The following is a 20,927-nucleotide window of genomic DNA, read 5'->3' as shown; positions in this document are numbered from 1 at the left end:
ACGACCGTACCCGGCGCGGGCGGTGGCCAGGGCTGGGTACGGTCGTTGCGACCGGACGGGTGCGGTCGTCGCGGCAGGGCGGGGGAGTCAGCGCAGGCGCTGCTGCCAGTCGATCGGGACGTGCCCGGCCGGGCCCGGGGTGGGCTGGGTGACCGGGTGCGCGGACGGGCCGGCCAGCGGCGGGCCCTCGTAGAACTGCTCGGTCTCGGTGTTCCAGAACCAGTCCTCGCCCGGTTCGAAACTGGTCAGGAACGGGTGGCCGGCCGACCGGGCGTGTGCGCTGGCGTGCTGGGACGGCGAGGAGTCGCAGCACCCGATGTGTCCGCACGCCGCGCACCGGCGCAGGTGGAACCACCAGCCCTGGCCCTCGCCGGCCAGACACTCCATGCAGCCGTCGCCACTGGGCGGCACCTTCGGGTCGATACCGGGGATCGTCGTGTCGTCACTCATCTCGGGCACCTCCTCGGAAAGGGTATGCCCGGGGTGGCGGCCGACGCCGGTAGGCGGCTCCCGGCGCGGCGCGCCTCCCCGGTGGGGCGTTTCTTTGCCGTCCGTTGGGGTGCTGACGGCGTGAAGGTGGATTCCGTCCTGATCTACAGTGCTGTAGATTCAATTGCGGGGCCTGGGCCCGCGGACGCGGCCGGGGGCCGGCCGCCGGGCCGAACTGCCGGTCCCGGCACGGGGATACCACAGGAGGGCAATATGGGAGTCTCGCTCGCCAAGGGCGGAAACGTCTCGCTGACTAAGGAGGCCCCGGGACTCACCACCGTCATCGTCGGCCTCGGCTGGGACGTCCGGGCCACCACGGGCGCCGACTTCGACCTCGACGCCAGCGCACTGCTGTGCAACGAGGCCGGCCGGGTCCTCAGCGACCAGCACTTCGTCTTCTACAACAACCTGCGCAGCCCCGAGGGTTCGGTCGAGCACAGCGGCGACAACCTGACCGGCGGCGGCGACGGCGACGACGAGCAGATCAAGGTCGACCTGACGGCCGTCCCGCCGCAGGTCGCGAAGGTCGTCTTCCCGGTGTCGATCTACGACGCCGAACAGCGCCGCCAGAGCTTCGGCCAGGTCCGCAACGCCTTCATCCGAGTCGTCAACGAGGCCGACGGCACCGAGGTCGCCCGCTACGACCTGTCGGAGGACGCCTCCACCGAGACCGCGATGGTCTTCGGCGAGCTCTACCGCTACGGCACCGAATGGAAGTTCCGCGCCATCGGCCAGGGCTACGCCTCCGGCCTGCGCGGCATCGCACTCGACTACGGCGTCAACGTCTGACACCCGGAAAGGGCCGGATCCTGAGGGATCCGGCCCTTCCTGCATTCTCCGTCCCGACGTTGCCGAGGGCCTGTCACAGAGGGGCAGGGTCCTGGCGATCACGAGCGGAGCCGGATGACGAGTGCGGCTTGTTCAGTCGGGCGCTCGGCCGGGAAAGCCCGGCCGAGCGTCCGGTGCGGTCGTCCGTCGAGCTCGGCGGCGAGGGCGGCCGGGCCGCGCCCTGGCCTCTCGACCACGCGTCACCGGTCAGGCCTGGTAGAGCGTCCACGCCTGGTTGTCCCAGCCGTTGCAGCCCCAGAGCCACACCGTGTCGCCGTTGGTGCCGATGCGGCCCAGATCCCCGTCCAGGCACTGCCCGCCGTTCCGGTTCACCAGCACGCTGCCGTTCCAGCCCCACGCCTGGTTGTCCCAGTTGTTGCAGCTCCAGAGCCACACCGTGTCGCCGTTGGTGCCGATGCGGCCCAGATCCCCGTCCAGGCACTGCCCACCGTGGGCGTTCAGGATGGTGTACCAGCCCGCACCGCGCGCCGCGTCGGGCACCCAGATCCACGTCTGGTTGTCCCAGCCGTTGCAGCCCCAGAGCTGCACCTTGGCGCCGTTGTTGCCGATGCCGTTCAGGTCCCCGTCCAGACACTGCCCACCATGGTTGCTGCGCATGGTGACGCGGTAGGTCGCGGTTGCCACCGCCTGGCCGGCGGGCTTGCTGTGCATCGTCGGGATCTGCGACATCGAGGTCACATCGATCACCGTCGGTGCCCCGGTGGTGGTGGCGGCGCTCGCAGTCTGGGACAGCCCCAGAGCGGCCATGCCGACGGTCACCGTGGCGGCGAGCAGTGCTGAGCCCTTACGCGTACGCATGGTTCGGCCCTCCCCTTCTCCGAGTTGCGCTCGGAGGTCAACTCCCCACCCAGAGTGGCGAGTTCGTGAAAGAGTAGTGGTCCGGCACCGGCTTCAGAAGAGGGCTGCGCAGGGCAACCTGCCTTCCTCCGGTCCCGGGCCCTCGCCACCTTCGGCCCGCCACATGCCCGGAACAACGAGCCGATCGACCGCGGTCACGTGATCGGCCGGACAGCTCCTGGGCCGTTTCCTTCAGACCATCTGATCGTTGGATCCGGTGCGTCGTTGACTGATGCCCAGTGGGCCCGGACAGAGCCGTTGTCGCCGGACCGGACGCCTCGTCGGGGCGGGCGGTGGCGGGACCACCGGGAGGTGATCGACGCGATCGCTTTCAAGTACCGCACCGGGACGCCGTGGATGGACCTGCCGGAGCGTTTCGGGTCGTGGAAGGGCCGTCCACAACCGGCTGCGGATGTGGGCGCTCGACGGCACGCGGGAGAAAGCGTTCACCGTCCTGCTCGCCCACGCCCACGCCGACGCCGAGGGCGACCTGGGCCGGGTGGTGGCGGTCGACTCGACGATCGTGCGCGCCCACCAACACGCCGCCGGGGCCCGGCAGAAGGGGCTCCGGACGGCGAGCCGCGCGACCATGCCCTCGGATGCTCCCGCGGCGGGCCGACCACGAAGGTCCACCTCGCCGCCGACGGGCGCTTCAGGCCGCTCGCCTTCCACCGCACGCCCGGCCAGGCCGGCGACGCGCCCGCATTCGAGGAGGTCATGGCCCGCATCCGCGTTCCCCGGCCCATCGGCCGACCGCGCACGACGCCGACCGCGCACGACGCCGGACGCGGTCCTGGCCGACAAGGCCTATTCGTCCCGCGCCATCCGCACCCGCCTGCGACGCCGCGGCATCCGGGCGGTGATCCCGCAGCCCGCCGACCAGGCCGCCCACCGCAAACGGCGCGGCAGCCACGGAGGCCGCCCGCCGGCCTTCGACCGCGACGCCTACAAACAGCGCAACACCGTCGAACGCTGCATCTGGTGGCAACGCGTGAGTTCCAGGAACCCTGACAGTTGGACGGTCGGAATCCGCACATCAGCGGGCGGTTCCGGTCGTCGTGGGCGCGGGTTGACGGTGGAGGCCGGACTCGCCGGGTTGGGCCTCCACCGTCGAACGGCTCGGCAGACGGCCCACCGGTGGTTCTGCCACGAGGCGCTGCCGGGGGTGGGTCGAAGGTGGCCGCACCCGAGAGGGGTTCCTGCGGCACAGTGAAACCCCCGTTCGGCATTGATCATCTCTGCCGCCGTGCCACCAGTAGACCCAGCCGGATCACGGAGGCTCGGCGCGCCCACCACGTCTTCACCCGGGCCGGCCGGCCGCCTCAGGCCGGTCCGCCTGCCGCGTGGTGCCCGCCCCGACTCCCGCCCGTTGTCGGAGCGTCAGGCTGCCGCACACCGGCCGACCGCCCCCGGTGGCGGCCGCCCGTCAGCCTGCGGGCGAGGCGGAACGGCGTCGGCGGCGGGCCCGGGCGGCCAGCCAGAGCCAGAGCAGCAGCCCTGCGAGCCCGCCGGCGGCGACCCCCAGGCCGCGCTGCGCCGCCCCGCCGCCGTCCGGCGGGTACACCTTGCCGTCGTGGCCGACCGCCCGGGCCTGATCGCCCAGCACGCGCACCGGGAGACGGCCCATCACCTGGGCGCCGGTCAGGGCGGGTTCGGCCGGATCGTCCGGCGTGAAAGTGCCTTCGACCACGCAACGGCCGCAGTTCACGGCCTCCTTGGTGACGGTGAACACCCCCGGACTGCCCGCGCCCCGCGCCACCGCCCGGCCCGACACCGCATACCCGGCGCCCACCATCAGCAACAGCAGCGCGACCACCAGCACCACCCAGCGGATCGCCGCGGCCTGCGCCCTGCTCCGCCGGTCGTCCATCGCCGCACCCGTCCTCGGCCACCCTCGAAAGACCGTCATCGTGCCATACGTGTGCCGGGTCGTCAGAGGACGGTCAGGGCGGTTGCGGAGTTCAGGCAGCACTGGTGGCGGCGGGGCGGGACCGGGCTGGCACGGAGTTCGGCAAGCCGGTTCATGCCTCGGAGCCTTTCTGGAGTCGGTCAGCGACAGCGAAAGCGATCGAGTCGGGTTGCCATGCCCACGGCCCGTTGGGGTTGCATTCAAGGAAGCACCGGGCACCGGCCGCGGTGACGGCGAAGTCGAACGCCTTCGCCACCAGGGCCTGGAACAGATGGGGCAGGCGGCCGCCGCGCCGGTGATCTCGTGCGCGCGCACCTCTCGTACCCACACACCTGTCGCGCCCGGCCGTCATCCGGGCGCGGGATGTTCCAAAGCAGCTGGTGGACCACTCCGGCCAACTGACGGTCGATGAACTCCCGTGCTCTGTCAGGGGCGTTGGTGGTCAAGGTGTGGGGGAAGCCGCTGCACTGCGCGGTGACGAGCTGGGCCGGCGTGTACTCCGCCGCCCGGCTGTTCCACGGGTGGTTCAGGTAGTGGGCCCGGAGCGACGCCGGGATGCGGCTGACGGGTCGGCACGCGGCCTGCGTCGCCGGTCTTCGGCGCCTGGTGCTGCTACTGGGGCAGCTGCGCCAAGTAGGGGAGGAAGGGGCTGCTCTCCATGACGGTGCCGTTCTCGTCGTAGAAGGTGGTCCGTTCGAGGACGCCCGGCAGGGTGTGGACCATGTACAGCTCCCAGTCGGTGACGCTCGGAGCGAACTCCCACTTCTCGGCGAACGGCAGGATCTTGCCGTTGACCTGGGGGGTCTTCCCCCTCCATCGGGAGTCCGTCTCCCACGTGTAGCCGCGGAGCAGGATATTGGGGTAGTCCGTCCTGCTCATGTCCTTGAGCGAGAAGTGGATCCGGTAGTTCGGTGAGTTCAGCCGGCTGAGGGTTTCCCGGCGCAGCTCGGCCCTCGTGATGTCCCTCCGCATCAGGTGCTCGAAGCTGTGGGCCTCTGCGAAGCCCTTGATCCCTCCGGACGACAGCCCGAGGGCCAGGTGGCGGACCTGCTGGTCGGGCTGGGGCGCGGCAGGCGCGTCGACCGGCCGGACCTCGGTGATGAGGATCTTCTTGCCGTCGACGACGGCGATTCCTGCTGCGCCCCGGCCGACGGTGTCGTCGAACGCCGTCTCGGCCGCGGTCGGCTTCCGGGCGGAGTTGCTCAAGTACAGGGCGCGATAGGTGCCGTCGGGCTTCTTGACCAGCCCGTCGTAGAACCGCAACGGCGGGAGGGCGCCTGCGTGGTCGGAGCTCGCCCTGGATACGGCGTTCGGGGACAGGACGGCGGTGACCGGCCGTTTGTCGACCTTCTCGCCGGTGCGGGCGGCGTACTGGTCCAACGGCTTGCCCGAGGTGGCGCCGGAAACGCTGTCGCCGCCGTCGACCGGGGGCGCTGCGGCAGCGGGGTGGGCCGGGTCGCCGCCGTCTGCCCGGCCTGCGCCCGGGGGCGGCGGGGTGAGCAGGGTTGCGAGGGCGGTCGCCATCTGCACGATCAGGGTTCCGCGGGTGGTCCGCAGGGTGCTGCGTTTGGTGTCCAGGTCCGACTTCCGACCGTCCAGGGCCTTCTGGTCGGCCTTGATCGAGTCGCCCTCGTCGGCGATCTTCCCGGCCTGGTCCTTGAGCTGCTGCTGCTCGCTGTTGATGGCCTGGGCCTCGGCGTTGAGCGCGTCGGCGACCGACGGCGGTGCGCCGTCGGGGTACTGGGCGACCTCGGCGTTGTGGGCGTCGATCTTCCGGTCGTTGGCGTCGAGCGCGTCCAGTACCGCGCGGGACTGCTCGTTGTAGGCGGCGGTCCGCTTGTCGAGCGCGCTCTGCTGGTCGTCGAGGTCCTGCTGGGTGGGCAGGGCGGACAGTTGCTGGTCGAACGCCCTGATCTGCGCGTTGAGCGAGGCGGGGTAGGCGGCACCGGTGGCGAGGGCCTCGATCGCGGCCCCGCTCGCCTCGGACGAGCCGGTGGCGGCCCGAGTCGGCGCGGCGGGGGCGAGCACAGTCAGGAGCAGGGTCAGGAGCAGGGTCAGGGCGAGCGTCGACAGGCGGCGCATCCGATTCGTCACTGCACCCGCCCCGCGATCCGGTCGGCGATCGAGTGGGCGGCCGTGCGGCCGTCGCCTGCCTCGCAGACCGCGACCTGAAGGAGCGTCGACGACTTCAGCCGGGCTTCCCGGTAGCAGGACCACCTCCCGGCCTGGTCCTGCGCGGCGGTCCACTGCAGCGTCTCCGCCGTGGAACCCTCCACCTGGTACGTCCACTTCGACGCGGTGCCGCCGGCCGGGGCGGCCCGTACGGCGCTCTTGCAGGCACCGATTCCTTCGGAGAGGTTCTCGAACGCAGAGCGGGCCTGGTCTGCGGTTGCGTAGCGGCCCACGGTCTGGGTCGCGGTGTACTCGGGGGCGGTGGCGGAATCCTGGTGGACCACCGTCAGGAAGGCCGTCCAACCCCCCTCGTACACGGCTGTGGTCGCAGGGCCCACCGCCACGGAGCACCCTGGCGGGTCGGCCTGCAGCAGGCCCGCGGGCCTGCTCGCACGGGTCTCGGTGCTCAGCGTCTCCCCGACGGCGGCACTGACCTCCTTCGAGGAGAGCACGGTCGCCTGGACCGTCCCCGCCACCGGGGCCGACCCGCTGCCCGCGTCGGAGGGCCACTGCCACCACACCAGCCCCGCGACGAGCGCGGCCAGGACGGCCGCGAGCGGGACGACCACTTGCAACCGGCGGACCCGGGCCCCCGGCCCCGGGCGGGCCGCCTCGGACCACGTGCTGTCCGGGACTTCCTTGCTGGTCATGAGACCCCCCACGTTCCGTGAAGCGAGCACCCGAACCGATTGACAGTATTGGGTCAACTATTCACCCGGCAAAGCGATTTGATGAAAGCCAGAGCTTCACCTTCACCGCCCCGACGCCGCTGAACGGGCCGCCGGTGGCGAAGGTCTCGTCGAGGGCGCGCCCCTTGGGCGGGAACGGATTCAGCTGCATGGTGATCCGGGCCACGGCCGGGTGGTCCGGGTCGAGGGCCGGCTTCTGGGCGACCAGCAGGTGGGGTTGACGCTGGTCGGTCGCCGCCGGTGGCGGTAGGCGCACTCCTGGCCGACCAGTACGTCGGAGGGGGACCGGTCGCGGAATGCCCGTCAGATCTCCCACCGGAAGGCGGCGGGCCAGGTCGCGGAAGACCGGGACGCTCGCGCTTGAACACCCGGAGCAGGTTGCGCAGCGCGATGGTGAGCCCGCGCCGGCCAGTCCCCTCAGGGCGTCCAGCGCGTCCAGCGCGTCCTGGCGGTGGGTCTGTGGTGGCTTCCCGAAGGCCGGTCGTCCCGGCCTGCGTCCAGGCGGTCGGCACCGGCCGCAGGCGGGTCGGATAGCGGTGGGATGCCGTCCCAGCTGCGCGGCTCGTCATGTCGGGGCTCCTGGGTGCGCAGCACGCCCGCCCACGCCCGGACCTTCTCGGCGACGTGTGGCGGCAGCTCGTCCGGCACCTTGGCGATCCGGACCGTTCGCTGCGGTGCAGGTCGGGATCGTCGACGAGCAGGCCGCGGGTGCGCAGGAACCGGCAGACGGGCTCGGCCGCGAGGTGGCCGTCCGGCTGGGCCAGGTCGTAGCTGTCACGCCCGCCGAAGGGCTTGTCGGCTCCGAGTCGGTGGCCCAGGACCGCGAGGGTGCGCACGTTCTTGTGCAGGCCCGTCTCCGTCCGGTCGCGCAGCCGCTCGGCGAAGTCCTCCACCGGCGCGGTGGCCGCACCGACCAATTGCTGCAGGCCACTTCGGCCGCAGCGCGGGCTTCCTGCAGGGCCTGCCCAACCCGAGCCGCGGGACCCGAATCTTCTCCAGCGTCGGAACGAAACCGGGCACAGTCGGTCGAAGACGTGCTCGGCGCGTGCCGGGGTACGGGCCTTTTGTGATCGTGGTTGTGCTCGGTCGGACGGTCGGCCGGTTCGCCGCCTCTGGGCCGACGGTGCAGGGGCCACCAGGCCAGCACCGGCACCGGCATCGGCTTGCCGGGCTTGCGTCCGGTAGATCATCTGATCGGTGATCGAAGCCCGGCTGGAGTGCCGGCCGAGGTGCGGCGTGAAGGGCACCGCAAGCCCCAACGCTCCAGGTCGGGGAGTGTCGGGGGTTGGGCGTTGGCGGGCATTGTGGCAGGCTCGGCGCATGGAACAGCGTGTACTTGGCAGGACCGGGCGTCCGGTGTCGGTGGTGGGTCTCGGGACGTGGCAGTTGGGCGCCGACTGGGGCGTGGTGCTGGAGGACGACGCGCTGGCGGTGCTGGACGCCGCAGCGGATGCCGGGGTGACGTTCTTCGACACCGCCGATGTCTACGGGGACGGCCGCAGCGAGCAGTTGATCGGCCGTTTCCTGAAGTCCCGGCAGGGTGAAGGCCTGATGGTCGCCACCAAGCTCGGCCGCCGGCTGCCGCAACTGCCGGAGAACTACACCCTCGCCAACTTCCGTGAGTGGACCGACCGTTCACGCCGCAACCTGGGGGTGGACCGGCTCGACCTGGTGCAGCTGCACTGCCCGCCCACCGCGGTGTACTCCAGCAACGAGGTGTTCGACGCGCTCGACACCCTGGTCGAGGAGGGCCGCACCGCCGCGTACGGCGTCAGCGTGGAGACCTGCGCGGAGGCGCTGACCGCGATCGCCCGGCCCGGTGTCGCCAGCGTGCAGATCATCCTCAACCCGTTCCGGCTGAAGCCGTTGGACGAGGTGCTGCCCGCGGCCGAGAAGGCCGGCGTCGGCATCATCGCCCGGGTTCCGCTGGCGTCCGGCCTGCTGTCCGGCAAGTACACCAAGGAGACCCTGTTCGGTGCGGACGACCACCGCACCTACAACCGGGACGGCTCCGCGTTCGACCAGGGCGAGACGTTCTCCGGTGTCGACTTCGTGACCGGTGTCGAGGCCGCCGACGAGTTCGCCCGCCTCGCCCCGCCCGGTGCCACCTCCGCGCAGACCGCGCTGCGCTGGATCGTCCAGCAGCCCGGTGTCACCACCGTCATCCCCGGCGCCCGCAGCCCCGAGCAGGCTCGGGCCAACGCCGAGACGGCCGCGCTCCCGCCGCTGTCGACGCAGACCCTGCACGCCGTCCAGGACATCTACGACCGCCGCCTGCGGGCGCAGGTGCACTCGCGGTGGTGAGCGCTTGAGGGACTGACGGCGGCCGGTTGACCGAAAGGAACGGGAAAGCGCTTACCGAAGGTGTTCGGCAAGCGCTTTCCCGTTGCCGGTCGGCAGTCCGCGGCGGGGAGGCGGACGCTCAGGGCAGTGGCTCGGCGTGCATGGGCGTTCGGGGGGTCTGGTGGCCGCCGCTGGCCATCATCCGGACCTCGCCGGCGTCGCTGATCTCGGCCTGCACGATGCCGGACGCGTCCGCGTACACGAGGTGCCCGCCGGGTCCTCGGGTGCCGGTCGCCTCGACCACCACCACGTCCTGGTCGGCGTGGCCTCCGGTCTCCCCGGGGAAGGTGAGAGCGAATCGTCGAGCCATGGCCGGACCTCCTTCCCGTCGTTCGTTCCATCCTAGGCAGCGCCGCCGCCGACGGTCGCTCCCAGGCAGCGGGGCCGGCGGCCCGGTCGGGTGGCCGGGTCAGGCGAGCAGGTGGAGGCGCTGCTCGGCGGGGCCGACCCGGACGGTCTGGCCCCAGGTGAGGTGCAGGGCGTCGGACTCGATGCCGTCGCCGAACGCCACCAGCCGCTCGCTCTCCACGGTGAGGGCCAGCTGCTGCTCGGCGGTCAGCAGGCCCTCGACCCGGGACGTGCCGGTCACGGGGGACGGCCAGGCCTCCCGGACGAACCAGGACAGCTGCGCCGCCGTGGGCCCGGGCAGCGGCAGCCGGCTGGACCGTTCCAGCCAGGCCGAGCGGCACCACCCGGTCGCGCCGGTGCCGGTGCCGACGAGCACGCCCGAGGACGCCTGCGACTCCGGGTCGCCGCCGGGTGCGGACAGCCGGTAGCGGGCCGTCTGGTGGCCGGGCTGTCCGAGGTAGATCTCGTTCAGCGCCAGCAGCCGCTGGGTGTCGTCCGCCACCGTCTCCACCATGGTGCGCAGCTCCAGCCGCCGCTCCGCGCCCGGTCCGACGGCCGCCCGCAGCAGCGCCCCGGCCCGGCCGGCGCGGTGCCGGACCAGGACGCCGGGGTTGCGGCCCGGCTCCGCGTCGATGCCGATCACCGGCTGCCCCGTCAGGTACTTGGCGGTGTTGGCGACCAGCCCGTCCTGGCCGACCACGACCACCAGATCCTCCGGGGCGAACAGGAACCGGTCCAGGTCGGCCCGCTCCACCCGGGTCTGTCGCCAGTCCAGCGGAACCGCCGCCGACACCTCCGCCAGCGCCTCCCGGGCGAGGTCGTGCCGGCGCTCCGCCTCGTCGAGGGAGCGGCCCCGGCCGGCGAGGAAGAACTCGGCCTGGCCGTGCGTGCCGTGGTGGGCGATCAACTCCTGGTACTCGGTGCGCCGGTGGACCAGCACCACGCGCGGCGCGAGACTCACCGTCCCGGCCGATCCGTGTCGCGGGCCGGGGCGGTCGGAGCAGCCGGAGCGGTCGGGACGGTCGGGGTGTCGGCGGCGGCGTCAGCGCCGGCGGCGGCGGGGAGCGGGGTGGACAGCCGGGTGAGCAGACCGGTCAGCACGTCCGGGGTGAGGGTGATGCTGTCGATCCGCGGCAGGTGCTCGGCGAGTCGGATCAGCGCCAGCGCCTGCAGGATCTCCGGCCCGACCTGCTGGTGCGCCGTCAGCCACGCCGCCTCGGCGGCGGCCTTCGCCTCGCCCATCGCCCGTGCGGCCTCGGCCTGTTGGGTGGCCAGCGTGCCCGCTGCCTCGGCCTCCGCCACCGCCAGGCGGGTACGGCGGGACGCCTCGGCGTCGGTGCGCACCGCGTCCGCCGCGGCCTTCTGCTCCGCCCCGCGGCGCGCGTTCGTGCCCTGCTGCGCCACCAAATCCTCTTCGCGGCGCGCGAGTTCGATCTGGCTGGCGAGTTCGTTCTCGGCGATGGCGCGTTCCCGCTCGACCGCGACCGCGCGACGCTCGTAGGTCGCCCGGTCCGCCTCCTGCTGGACCTGCTCCCGGGCCGGGGTGCGCAGCGCCCGCTCCAGTTCGGCCTCGGGCCGGACGGCGGTGACGCGCACCGCGAGCACCGTCAGCCCGATCTCGCCCAGCCGGGGTTCGGCGGCCAGCCCCTCGGAGATCCGTTCGCGGACCGCTGTCACCCCGTCAACCAGAGTGTCCGCCAGCGGAGTTCGGGCGATCAACTGGAGGGCGTGCTGCTGGGCGGTCTCGGTGAGCAGGGTGGCGAGCTGGGCGAGCGGTTCGGCCCGCCATGCGCCGGTGTCGGGGTCGATGCCGAAGTCCATGCGGGTGGCGGCGATCGCCGGGTCGCTGATCCGGTAGGTGACGGTGGCCTGTACCGCGAGGTCCTGGAAGTCGGCCGTGCGGGCGTGGAACATCATCGCCAACTCGCGGTCGTCCGCCGGTACTTCGGATATCGCGGCGGTGAGTGGCCGGAACCAGAACGCCAGGCCGACTCCTTCGTGGGCGAGCTGCCCGCCCCGCAGGTGACGGACGTGACTGGTCGGGGCGGAACGCAGGTGGCGGAAGCCGAAGCGGCGGGTGATGTCGGCCATGGAGATCGCGACCGTCCTTTCTTTTCGTCTCTACGACGATAAGTCGGAAGGTTGCTTGTCGTCAATACGACGAAAAGAGGGGCGGGCAGGCCGATGCGCCGCGCGTCCGGAGGTGCGCGGTAGGGGTTGCTGCGGAGGTCGCCGGCGGGGTTGCGGCGGCGGTCGGCGCGGGGCGGTGAGTTGACGATGCGTCAGAGCGCGGCGCGGGTGCGGGAGGTGGTGGAGATAGCGGCGAGGTCCTGCTCGCCGTGGCCGTGGGCGACGGCCTGGAGCAGGGAGTCGCGCAGCAGTGAGCCGAGGGGGAGCGGCACGTTGGCGTCGGCGGCCGTGTCGAGCGCGAGGTTCACGTCCTTCAGCCCGAGCGCGAGGCGGAACCCGGCCGGATCGAAGGACTGCTCGGCGATCATCGCCCCGTAGCCGGCGTAAACCGGGCCGGGGAAAATGGAGTTGGTGAGGACGTCGAGCAGTGCGGCCGGGGCGAGTCCGTTCGCCTCGGCGAGCACGGCGGCCTCCGAGAACGCCTCGATCGCCGACACCAGAAGGAAGTTGGCGCTGACCTTCGCCACGTTCGCCGCAGCCGGGTCCTCGCCGAGATGCCAGGTGCGTCGGCCCATCGCGTCGAACAGCGGTGCCACCCAGTCGAGTTCGGCCGCCGGGCCGGACGCCAGGATGTTCAGGTTCCCGGCCGCCGCGGCCTCCGAGCGACCCAGCACCGGCGCCGCGATGTAGCCGAGCCCGTGCTGCGCGTGCAGCTCCGCCGCGCGGCGTGCCAAACCCGGCGAGACGGTGGCCATGTTGACGTGCACAGCGGCCCGCGCCTCCGACAGCAACTCCTCGTTCAGCAACAGGCGTTCGACCACCCGGTCGTCCGCCAGCATGGAGATCGCCACCTCCGCGTCGAACGCCTCCGCGAGCGTCGTCGCCGCCGACGCCCCGTCCGCGACCAGCTCCGCCACCGGCTCCGGCGACCGGTTCCACACCCGCACCGAATGCCCCGCCTCCAGCAGCCGACGAGCCATCGCCCGGCCCATCGCGCCCAGACCGACGAAACCGACGTTCATGTTCACTGCCTCCCAGCAGGGTGCGAACGATGCTCCGAGGGCGATGCTACGACGTTCGCTCCCCGACCGGCCGGTGAACCTGCCGAGGCGTTCGAGCACCGCCGAGAGCCGGGCGACCGCCGGGGGAAACGGCGGTCACCCGTTCGGCCCGCTCCCGTCGGGCGGCGTCCGCCCGGGCCGGTGAGGATGACGGGGCCCGGGCGCATACCGACCCCGGCGCGCCCGTCCCGATCCGGAGGTCCCCGCTGTGAGCACCGCCGACATCGCCCCCGACTCCGCTGATCGCACCGACTTCGAGGACGCCGACCGGGGCCTGGTGGCCGGCCCGGCGAAGCCGAGGATCACGGCGGAGGACGGGCACCTGGTCTGGGACTTCGAGGCGACCGCGTTCCTGCGCGGCGACTGTCCGGACACCGCGCATCCGAGCCTGTGGCGCCAGTCCCAACTGTGCGCCCGGGCCGGCTTGTACGAAGTCACCGACGGCGTGTACCAGCTCCGCGGCTTCGACCTGTCGAACATGACCCTGATCGAGGGCGAGCGCGGAGTCGTGGTCGTCGACCCGCTGGTGTCCGAGGAGTGCGCCGCCGAAGGACTCGCCCTCTACCGGGCCCACCGGGGCGACCGGCCCGTCACCGCGGTGCTGTTCACCCACTCCCACATCGACCACTTCGGCGGGACGCTCGGCGTGATCGGCCCCGACGACGACGTCCCGATCGTCGCACCCGAGGGCTTCATGGAGCACTCCGTCGCCGAGAACGTCTACGCCGGCACCGCCATGCTCCGCCGCGGCGTCTACCACACCGGCGCCGAACTCGAACCCGGACCGCGCGGCCTGATCGGCGTCGGCCTCGGCTTCACCGCCTCCCGGGGACGAGCCGGTCTGCTGCGGCCCACCGTCGAGATCACTCGCACCGGACAGGAGGAACACCTCGACGGGGTCCTGTTCCGCTTTCAGCTCACCCCGGACACCGAAGCCCCGTCCGAGCTGAACTTCCACCTGCCCCAGCGGCGCGCCCTGTGCATGGCCGAGAACGCCACCCACAACCTGCACAACATCCTGACCCTGCGCGGCGCCCTGGTCCGCGACGCCCGCGTCTGGTCGCGCTGCCTGACCGAGGCGATCGACCTGTTCGCCGCCGACTCCGACGTCGTGTTCGCCTCCCACCACTGGCCGACCTGGGGCACCGAGCGCCTCACCACCTTCCTGTCGGAGCAGCGCGACCTCTACGGCTACCTCCACGATCAGACGCTGCGCCTGCTCAACCAGGGCCACACCGGCATCGAGATCGCCGAGCTGATCGAGTTGCCGCCTCGGCTGGCGAACGCCTGGCACGCCCGTGGCTACTACGGCTCGGTGAGCCACAACGTGAAGGCGATCTACCAGCGCTACATGGGCTGGTACGACGGACACCCGGCCTCCCTGTGGGAGCACCCGCCCACCGCCTCCGCCGAGCGGTACGTCGCCTGCATGGGCGGCCTCGACCAGGTCCTCGCCAAGGCCCGTTCCTACCTGGACGCCGGCGATCTGCGCTTCGCCGCCCAGCTCCTCAAGCACGCCACCTTCGCCGCCCCCGACGACACCCGCGCCAAGGAACTCCTCGCCGAGACCTTCGAACGCCTCGGCCACGGCGCCGAATGCGGCACTTGGCGCAACAACTACCTGATGGCCGCGCGGGAACTCCGCACCGGTGTCAGGCCCACCCCGATCACCGCCGGCAGCATGGCCGCCGCACTCTCCGTCGAGCAGGTCTTCGACTCGCTCGCCATCCGCGTCAACGGCCCCAAGGCGTGGGACCACTCGCTGACCGTGCTGTGGCGGTTCACCGACCTCGACCGGACGTACCGGACCAGCCTGCGCAACGGCGTCCTGGTCCACCGCCCCGCCGCCGACGGCCCCGCCGACCTCACGCTCGTGCTGACCGAGCCCCAGCTCATGGGCCTGCTCACCGGCCACGGCCTCGACGGCATCGACCACACGGGCGACCCGACCGTGCTGACCACCCTCATGTCGGTCCTCGACGAACCCGACCCCGGGTTCGCCATCGTCACCCCCTGAACCTGAATCTGAACCTGAATCTGAACCTGAATCTGAACCTGAACCGCCTGAGACCGCCTGGGACCGCCCGAGACCCCTGTTCGGCGGGCGGCCCAGGGGTGATACTGGCCGCATGGGGTTCATCGTCTTCATGACGCTGCCGGGCTTGGTGCTGCTGCTCACCGCACTCGCCGTGGTCGACCAGGTCCTGCTGCGCGCCGGGCGCGCCGGCCTGCTGCCCTGGCGCCCCGGCCACCGGCAGGGACAGATCTCGGCGACCGGCTTCGAGCAGCTGCACGCCCAGTTCTCGGCCGGCAAGCAGAACGAGCTGAAGGAACGCCAGTCGGCGCTGATGCTCCGCGACGAGGACGAGGACGGCGCCCCGCCGAACCGCACCCGGATCGACCTCGCACGCGGCTCGGCCGTGATCCGGCTGCCGAAGTCCCCCTGACGGCAGGCTCGTCGGATCCCCGCAGGGAGAATGCTCCCGTCGCCCAGCGGGAGTGGAGCAGCGGATGAACTGGTACGGGGTCCGATGTGTTTTCGAGTGGACGGCCGCGAGCGGGCGGTCCTACGAGGAGCGGATCACCCTCTGGCGGGCTCCGTCCGCCGACGACGCGATCGCCCTGGCCGAGGTGGAGGCCGAGACGTACGCCCGCGAGAGCGGCGTCGAGTACCTCGGCTTCGCGCAGTCCTACCGCCTGGGCGACCACGGGGTGCCGGGGGCGGGCGCAGAGGTGTTCTCGCTGCTGCGGGACAGCTCGCTGGAGCCGAGCGCCTACTTGGACGCGTACTTCGACACCGGTGCGGAGCGTCAGCAACCTCTGCCGGATGGATTGCCAGGTGGATGAGACCCGGCGGCGGCGTCCCGGCTGCGGAAACGGACGGGACGCCGACGCGGTGGCGTCGGTAGCCTCGCGGCCGTGATCGACGAAGGAACGCCGGGAACGGACGACGGTGCCCCGACGACGACGCGCCTTCGCGAGGTGTTCGACCGCGCCGGGTTCGTGGTGATCGTGGAGGGACCGCCGAACGAGGCGAAGTCCCCGAACGTGGCGCGGACCTTGGCGAACGGGGCCGGGATCGCCGAACCGGCCCGGCTGCCGGCCGTGGTGGACGGCGGCACCGACGACCGGTGCCCGTGCAGCGGTCGGCCGACGATCATCGTGCACGACATCGACGGCGAGCCGATCGCCTGCCGGAGCCCGCACCACGGGACCAGCTTCGGTGGGATCGGCGACCGCAACGCCGAGCTGCGCGACGGCCCGGCCCTCACCGCATGGCCGGCGGACCGGAGGCTGCCCGGATCCCGGGACGCGCAGGCGGAGTTGGCCGAGCAGGAAGCCGAAGCCGAACGGGAGCGACGCCGGGATGCGTGCCGCCGCCGAGGCTGTCACCGTTCACCCGGGGCACGACCTGGAAGCCTGGTCGGACCGCGTGCGGGAGGCGGGGGCACGGCTCCTGCACGCGGTCCGACAGGGCTTTCCCGACCGGACCGAGAGGACCCGGCCTTGCCGACCAGGGCCGGAGCATCCGCCAGGGCACACACCGGCGGCCTGACGTGGTACGGCCGGGCCGTCGAGCAGCACCTGCTCGCCGAGGAGCCCGATCTCGTCCTCCGTGACGCCGAGCTGCGCGACGGCCCGGCCCGCACCGCATGGCCGGCGGACCGGAGGCTGACCGGATCCCGGGACGTGCAGGTGGAGTTGGCCGAGCAGGAAGCCGAAGCCGAGCGGGAGCGACGCCGGCCGCCGTTGGCTCGACGCTGCGCCCGCCGGGATGCGTACTGCGGCCGAGGTTGTCGCCGTTCACCCGGGGTGCGACCTGGAAGTCTGGTCGGGCCGAGTGTGGGAGGCGGGGGCCCGGCTCGCCGCGCAGGTGCAGCAGGGCTTTCCCGATCGGACTGAGAGGACCCGGGCCTTGCCGACCGGGGCATCCGCCAGGGCGCATACCGGCGGCCTGACGTGGTACGACCGGGCCGTCGAGCAGCACCTGCTCGCTGAGGAGCCCGATCTCGTCCTCGCCGCGCTCACCGCCTGCCCGCCCGGTCCGGCCCAACTCGACGGCGCTGCCGAACTCTTCGGCTCGCTCGGACGGACTCGAACGCAGGGGCGGCAGTTGCCGGAGAGCCCCGAGCCCGACACCGATCGGGCACGGCCGGGCCGGCGGCACCTCGGCCAGGAGATTCCGACCGGGCAGCGGCCGCTACGGCGCCGAGCGCGACCGAGGACGCCGGGCGGCGACCACCCCGATGGCCGGGCGCTTTCCCAATGTGCCCGGGGTGGTGAGGTGTTGGGGCGTCAGTAGGCCGACTGCCGCCCTACCCCGGGGTCGAGGTGTCGGCCGTCGACGGCTCCGCGGTGGATGCTGCGGGCCGGTGGTCGAAGGGCGGTGCGGGGTCGGGGGCGGTGATGCGGGCGATGACGGCGGCGGTGGTCCGGTCCTCCGCGTGGTCGAGGCGGCGGGCCGAGCCGCGTAGCAGGTGACGGGCCTCGATGGCGGCGAGGGCGAGGAGGCCCGGGAGCAGGTCGGTGGAGCGGGCCGCCAGCCAGCGGGTGCCCTGGGTGGCCATCCACCACAGGTTCGCGCCGGGGGCGGGTGCGGGGGCGGGAAGTTCGGCGGGCGGCGGGCCCACCGGGTGGCCGGCCTCGGCGAGCAGGGTGTGGAAGCCGTGTGCGATCAACCGGTGCCCGGCGGCGCTGGGATGGAGCCGGTCCACGCTCAGCAGAGCGCGTCGGTCCGTCCACGGCAGGTCCGCGAGATGCAGATGCACCGCATGATGCTGCTCGGACAGCGCATGGACGACCGCGTTGACGCCGCGCATCCGGCGCGCCAGCGGGCGGGCGAGTGGCGCCGGCAGCCCCAGCAACCGTCCCGGATCGGGCAGGCAGGCCGTGAGCGGGACGGTGCCGACTGCCGTCAACGAGGCGAACACGGCTGCTAGATGACGAGCCGTCAGATTCAGGTCGAAGGAAGCGCGCAGGGTGTCGTTGCCGCCGACCACCACCGCCGCGTACTGCGGGCGCAGGGCGAGTGCGGTGGGAAGTTGGGAGACCAGCAGGTCGCGGCTGAGTGCGCCGCTGTCGGCGAGGTTGCGGAAGTCCACGGGGTCCGGCGAGAGGCTCGGCGCGAGCAGCGCCGCCCAGCCGCGCCAACCGCCGGGAACGGGGTCGCCGACACCCTCGGTGAGGGAGTCGCCGAGAGCAGCGAATCGTACCGTCATCACGTCCCTCCAAGTGGGGTTCGGTGGGGGTGGAATGCGGTGGGGGAATGGGGAGTTGGTACCGCCCCGCCCCGGTGCGGTGCGAAGTGGTGGGCGGCGGGCCCGGTGGGGAAGGGCGGAGTCGGGGGTGGGTCCGCTGCGCTGCGAGGCGCGGGCAGCGGACCCGAGGGCGGCGGAGGGGGTCGGGGACCGGCCGCTACGGGGTGCGGTGTCGGACGGCGGGCCCGGCGGGGGAGGGGAGTGGCGCGTGGTGGGCGGCGAGGAAGGCGGTGACGGCGGCGTCCCAGCCGAACTCCTCGGCCCGGGCACGGGCGGCGGCCCGCCGCTCGGCCTCGGGGCGGTCGAGCAACTGGCGTACCGCGTCGGCGAATCCGCTGCCGGTGTCGGTGGCGGCGAGGCCCGCCCGGCCGACCACCTGGGGGAGCGCGGAGGAGCGGCTCACTGCGACCGGGGTGCCGCAGGCCAGTGTTTCGAGCGCGGCCAGGCCGAAGGTCTCCACCGGGCCCGGTGCGATCACCGCGTCCGCCGTCGCCAGCAGGGCCGCCACCTCGGCGCGTTCGGCCAGGTGGCCGAGGAAGGTCACGGGCAGCCGCAACTCGGCGGCCTGGCGCTCCAGCCGGTGGAGCAGCGGGCCCGTCCCGGCGACGGCCAGCACCGCCGGGACACGGTGGTGGCGGCGCAGCTCCGCCAGCGCCTCGATCGCCCGCTCCGGCCGCTTCTCGCCCGACAGCCGCGAGCACATCACCAGCAGCACCTGCCCGGGATCGGCCAGCCGCGCCCGGAGTTCGGGGTCGTGGCGGGCGGGGTGCATGGTCGTCAGGTCGACTCCCAGCGGGGCCTGGACGACGTTGCCCGCGCCGATCCGTTCGAATTCCTCGGCCGCCCACGCCGTCGTGCACAGCACCGTGTCATAGGTCTGCGCGGTACGGGAGTTGAGCCGGTCGGCGAGGCCGCGCGCCGTGTGCCCGGGCAGGCCCCAGGTGCCGAGCACGCCGGTGGCGCTCTCGTGCGAGACCATCATCGACCGCACCCCGTGCGCCTTCGCCCAGGTGCCCGTCCAACGCAGCGTGGTGCGGTCCGACACCTCCAGGCGGTCCGGGGCCAACTCGGCCAACACCGACGCCACTTGACGGCGGTCCCGGAGCACCCGGTAGCCGCCGCTGCCCGGCACCCGGGGCCCGGGCAGGGTGATGACCCGGCCCTGCTCGGTCCACTCGTCGCTGCGGCGCTCCCCGGGGACGACCAGCACCGGTTGGTGGCCCGCCGCCAGGTAGCCCGCGCCGAGGTGTCGGAGTGCGGTGCGCAGGCCGCCGGACACCGGGGTGACGAAGTTCGCCACCCGGACGATTCGCAGTTCTCCGTTCACGCCGGCTGCTCCTCGACCAGCTCACCGGCGGGGGCGGCCGCAGCGGACGGAGCGGCCAGGGCGGGCGCCGCCTCGGGCTGACGGGGCGTCGGTATCGGTGCTGCGGCCGCCGACCCGTCCGCGGCGGCCGAGGTCGACACGGGGGCGGCGGCGACGGAATCGGAAAGCGTTTTCCGGTTGGTCGGGGAGGACGCGGCGCCGGACCGGGTGCGGTGTTCGGCGAGGACGTCCTGGTAGTGCTGGACGAGCTGGTCGCCGACGGCCTCCCAGGTGCGGTCGGTGACGTCGGCGCGGCCGGCCGCGCCGTAGCGGGTGCGGAGGTCGGGGGCGGCCGCCAGCGTGGCGACGGCCCGGGCGACGGCCCCGGCGTCCCGGGGGGCGACCAGCAGGCCGGTGCGGTGGTGGCCGACCAGGTCGAGCGGGCCGCCGACGGCCGGCGCGACCACGGGGACGCCACTGGCCATCGCCTCCTGGATGGTCTGGCAGAAGGTCTCCAGCGGGCCGGTGTGCACGAACACGTCCAACGAGGCGAAGCAGCGGGCGAGTTCGGCGCCCGTGCGGCGGCCGAGGAACACCGCGCCGGGCATCGCGGCCTTCAGCGCGGGGGCGCTCGGCCCGTCGCCGATCACCACCACCCGCACCCCGGGCAGTCGCGAGGCCTCGGCGAGCAGGTCGACCCGCTTCTCCGGGGCGAGCCGTCCGACGTAGCCGACCAGCACCTCGCCGCCGGGGGCCAGGGAGCGGTGCAGCGCCTCGTCCCGGTGGTCGGGGTGGAACCGCGCCGAGTCGACGCCGCGCGCCCAGATCCGGACGTTGCGCACGCCGTGCGCGGTCAGGTCCTGGGCGGCCGGGGTGGACGGGGCGAGGTTGCGCGCGGCGGAGCGGTGCACGGAGCGGATCCGCGCCCAGGCGAGCGCCGAGCCCAGCCCGCGGCCCATCCGGTACGCCTGCGCGTACCCGGCCAGGTCGGTCTGGTAGACGGCCACCGTCGGCAGGTCGAGGCGCTCGGTGATCCTGGCCGCGCGCGCGCCGAGGATGAACGGACTGGCCAGGTGCACCACGTCCGGCCGGTGGGCGGTCAGCGCGGCGGCCAGCCGGCGGCTGGGCAGCGCGATGCGCACCTGCGGGTAGCGGGGCAGCGGAACGGACGGAATGCGCACCACCGGCAGCGGTTCCCGGTCCGGGCCGAAGGACTGCGGCGGGCAGTGCGCGCCCCGGGCCGGCGCGGGCGTGATCACCAGTGGCTGGTGACCCCGCCGGACGAGGTGTTCGGCGGCCCGCAGCACGCTGTGGGCCACGCCGTTGACCTCGGGCGGGAAGGATTCGGTGACGATGGCGACTCGCATGCCAACGTTCTGGCCAAGCCGGGCATGCGCCCGGACAAAGGGATCTTTCGCGCAGGCGAACGTCTGCCGCCATTTCCGCACACCCGGGTGGCCCGATTGCTCGCCGCCGCGGCGATTCGCGCAAACGGTCTGCGCTGTTTGCGCAAAACTGCGCAGAACATGGATTGAA

19 protein-coding genes and 1 pseudogene are annotated in these 20,927 nt (G+C 72.8%); 7 read left to right on the top strand and 13 right to left on the bottom strand.

Annotated features, from left to right (window positions below):
- Nucleotides 1-87: 87 nt before the first annotated feature.
- Nucleotides 88-450: a UBP-type zinc finger domain-containing protein gene (locus CG736_RS02860; protein WP_043911705.1), complete on the bottom strand. Its 363-nt coding sequence runs from the start codon at nt 448-450 to the stop codon at nt 88-90.
- A 252-nt stretch (nt 451-702) separates the two neighbouring features.
- Between CG736_RS02860 and CG736_RS02855 the strand changes: the two genes are divergently transcribed.
- On the top strand, nt 703-1,278 hold the full coding sequence (locus tag CG736_RS02855; RefSeq protein ID WP_043911706.1) for a TerD family protein: 576 nt from the start codon (nt 703-705) through the stop codon (nt 1,276-1,278).
- Between the two features lie 246 nt (nt 1,279-1,524).
- Here CG736_RS02855 and CG736_RS02850 read toward each other — a convergent pair whose 3' ends face one another.
- Nucleotides 1,525-2,136: an RICIN domain-containing protein gene (locus CG736_RS02850; RefSeq protein WP_100584517.1), complete on the bottom strand. Its 612-nt coding sequence runs from the start codon at nt 2,134-2,136 to the stop codon at nt 1,525-1,527.
- A gap of 264 nt (nt 2,137-2,400) precedes the next feature.
- Here CG736_RS02850 and CG736_RS02840 point away from each other — a divergent pair.
- Nucleotides 2,401-3,154 (top strand): annotated as a pseudogene (locus CG736_RS02840) (IS5 family transposase); the annotation flags it as partial.
- 447 nt (nt 3,155-3,601) lie between these two features.
- Here the strand turns inward: CG736_RS02840 and CG736_RS02835 are convergent.
- Entirely contained in the window at nt 3,602-4,045 is a 444-nt protein-coding gene (locus tag CG736_RS02835; RefSeq protein ID WP_100584515.1) for a hypothetical protein, read from the bottom strand.
- Nucleotides 4,046-4,492: 447 nt separating this feature from the next.
- Here CG736_RS02835 and CG736_RS38320 point away from each other — a divergent pair, with 447 nt between their 5' ends.
- Nucleotides 4,493-4,618 (top strand): hypothetical protein, encoded by a 126-nt coding sequence (locus CG736_RS38320; RefSeq protein ID WP_255418979.1) that lies wholly within the window; start codon nt 4,493-4,495, stop codon nt 4,616-4,618.
- Nucleotides 4,619-4,696: 78 nt separating this feature from the next.
- Here the strand turns inward: CG736_RS38320 and CG736_RS02825 are convergent, their stop codons facing one another.
- The 3 genes from CG736_RS02825 to CG736_RS35850 all read right to left on the bottom strand — a co-directional run bounded on the left by CG736_RS02825 (nt 4,697) and on the right by CG736_RS35850 (nt 7,111).
- Complete coding sequence (locus tag CG736_RS02825; protein ID WP_157815372.1) at nt 4,697-6,178, bottom strand: hypothetical protein; 1,482 nt, start codon at nt 6,176-6,178, stop codon at nt 4,697-4,699.
- Nucleotides 6,175-6,906 carry a sensor domain-containing protein gene (locus tag CG736_RS02820; RefSeq protein ID WP_100584512.1) on the bottom strand — a complete coding sequence of 244 codons (732 nt, stop codon included), beginning with the start codon at nt 6,904-6,906 and terminating at the stop codon, nt 6,175-6,177. Before CG736_RS02820 ends, CG736_RS02825 begins: the two co-directional genes overlap by 4 nt.
- Before the next feature lie 61 nt (nt 6,907-6,967).
- A complete protein-coding gene (locus CG736_RS35850) occupies nt 6,968-7,111 on the bottom strand; it encodes a hypothetical protein (protein ID WP_157815371.1) in 144 nt (47 codons plus the stop codon).
- A 1,154-nt stretch (nt 7,112-8,265) separates the two neighbouring features.
- Here CG736_RS35850 and CG736_RS02805 point away from each other — a divergent pair.
- A complete protein-coding gene (locus tag CG736_RS02805) occupies nt 8,266-9,249 on the top strand; it encodes an aldo/keto reductase (RefSeq protein ID WP_100584509.1) in 984 nt (327 codons plus the stop codon).
- Nucleotides 9,250-9,367: 118 nt separating this feature from the next.
- Here CG736_RS02805 and CG736_RS02800 read toward each other — a convergent pair whose 3' ends face one another.
- From CG736_RS02800 to CG736_RS02785, 4 genes are all read right to left on the bottom strand, one after another.
- The gene (locus CG736_RS02800; protein WP_100584508.1) at nt 9,368-9,598 is read right to left on the bottom strand and encodes a DUF6296 family protein; all 231 of its coding nucleotides are present in this window, start codon (nt 9,596-9,598) and stop codon (nt 9,368-9,370) included.
- A 99-nt stretch (nt 9,599-9,697) separates the two neighbouring features.
- On the bottom strand, nt 9,698-10,597 hold the full coding sequence (locus CG736_RS02795; RefSeq protein ID WP_100584507.1) for an NAD(+)/NADH kinase: 900 nt from the start codon (nt 10,595-10,597) through the stop codon (nt 9,698-9,700).
- Nucleotides 10,594-11,727: an SPFH domain-containing protein gene (locus CG736_RS02790; RefSeq protein WP_232733747.1), complete on the bottom strand. Its 1,134-nt coding sequence runs from the start codon at nt 11,725-11,727 to the stop codon at nt 10,594-10,596. The genes CG736_RS02795 and CG736_RS02790 overlap by 4 nt, the downstream gene beginning before the upstream one ends.
- Nucleotides 11,728-11,918: 191 nt before the next feature.
- On the bottom strand, nt 11,919-12,788 hold the full coding sequence (locus CG736_RS02785) for an NAD(P)-dependent oxidoreductase (RefSeq protein ID WP_100584506.1): 870 nt from the start codon (nt 12,786-12,788) through the stop codon (nt 11,919-11,921).
- A gap of 247 nt (nt 12,789-13,035) precedes the next feature.
- Between CG736_RS02785 and CG736_RS02780 the strand changes: the two genes are divergently transcribed.
- The 3 genes from CG736_RS02780 (at nt 13,036) to CG736_RS02765 (ending at nt 15,674) form a co-directional block, all read left to right on the top strand.
- The gene (locus CG736_RS02780) at nt 13,036-14,844 is read left to right on the top strand and encodes an alkyl/aryl-sulfatase (RefSeq protein ID WP_100584505.1); all 1,809 of its coding nucleotides are present in this window, start codon (nt 13,036-13,038) and stop codon (nt 14,842-14,844) included.
- A gap of 112 nt (nt 14,845-14,956) precedes the next feature.
- Nucleotides 14,957-15,274, top strand: a complete 318-nt coding sequence (locus CG736_RS02770; RefSeq protein WP_100584504.1) for a DUF6191 domain-containing protein — start codon at nt 14,957-14,959, stop codon at nt 15,272-15,274.
- A 64-nt stretch (nt 15,275-15,338) separates the two neighbouring features.
- Nucleotides 15,339-15,674, top strand: a complete 336-nt coding sequence (locus CG736_RS02765) for a hypothetical protein (protein WP_100585020.1) — start codon at nt 15,339-15,341, stop codon at nt 15,672-15,674.
- Between the two features lie 1,469 nt (nt 15,675-17,143).
- On the opposite strand, the gene CG736_RS02755 is transcribed toward CG736_RS02765, so the two are convergent.
- The 3 genes from CG736_RS02755 to CG736_RS02745 all read right to left on the bottom strand — a co-directional run bounded on the left by CG736_RS02755 (nt 17,144) and on the right by CG736_RS02745 (nt 20,758).
- Nucleotides 17,144-18,046, bottom strand: coding sequence for an SGNH/GDSL hydrolase family protein (locus CG736_RS02755; protein WP_100584502.1), 903 nt, complete (start codon nt 18,044-18,046; stop codon nt 17,144-17,146).
- A 196-nt stretch (nt 18,047-18,242) separates the two neighbouring features.
- The gene (locus CG736_RS02750; protein WP_100584501.1) at nt 18,243-19,412 is read right to left on the bottom strand and encodes a glycosyltransferase; all 1,170 of its coding nucleotides are present in this window, start codon (nt 19,410-19,412) and stop codon (nt 18,243-18,245) included.
- The gene (locus tag CG736_RS02745) at nt 19,409-20,758 is read right to left on the bottom strand and encodes a glycosyltransferase family 1 protein (RefSeq protein WP_100584500.1); all 1,350 of its coding nucleotides are present in this window, start codon (nt 20,756-20,758) and stop codon (nt 19,409-19,411) included. Before CG736_RS02745 ends, CG736_RS02750 begins: the two co-directional genes overlap by 4 nt.
- Nucleotides 20,759-20,927: the final 169 nt, after the last annotated feature.

This window comes from Kitasatospora sp. CB02891 (genome assembly GCF_002803145.1).
Classification (GTDB): Bacteria; Actinomycetota; Actinomycetes; order Streptomycetales; family Streptomycetaceae; genus Kitasatospora; species Kitasatospora griseola.
This window is presented reverse-complemented; position numbering and strand designations above follow the sequence as displayed.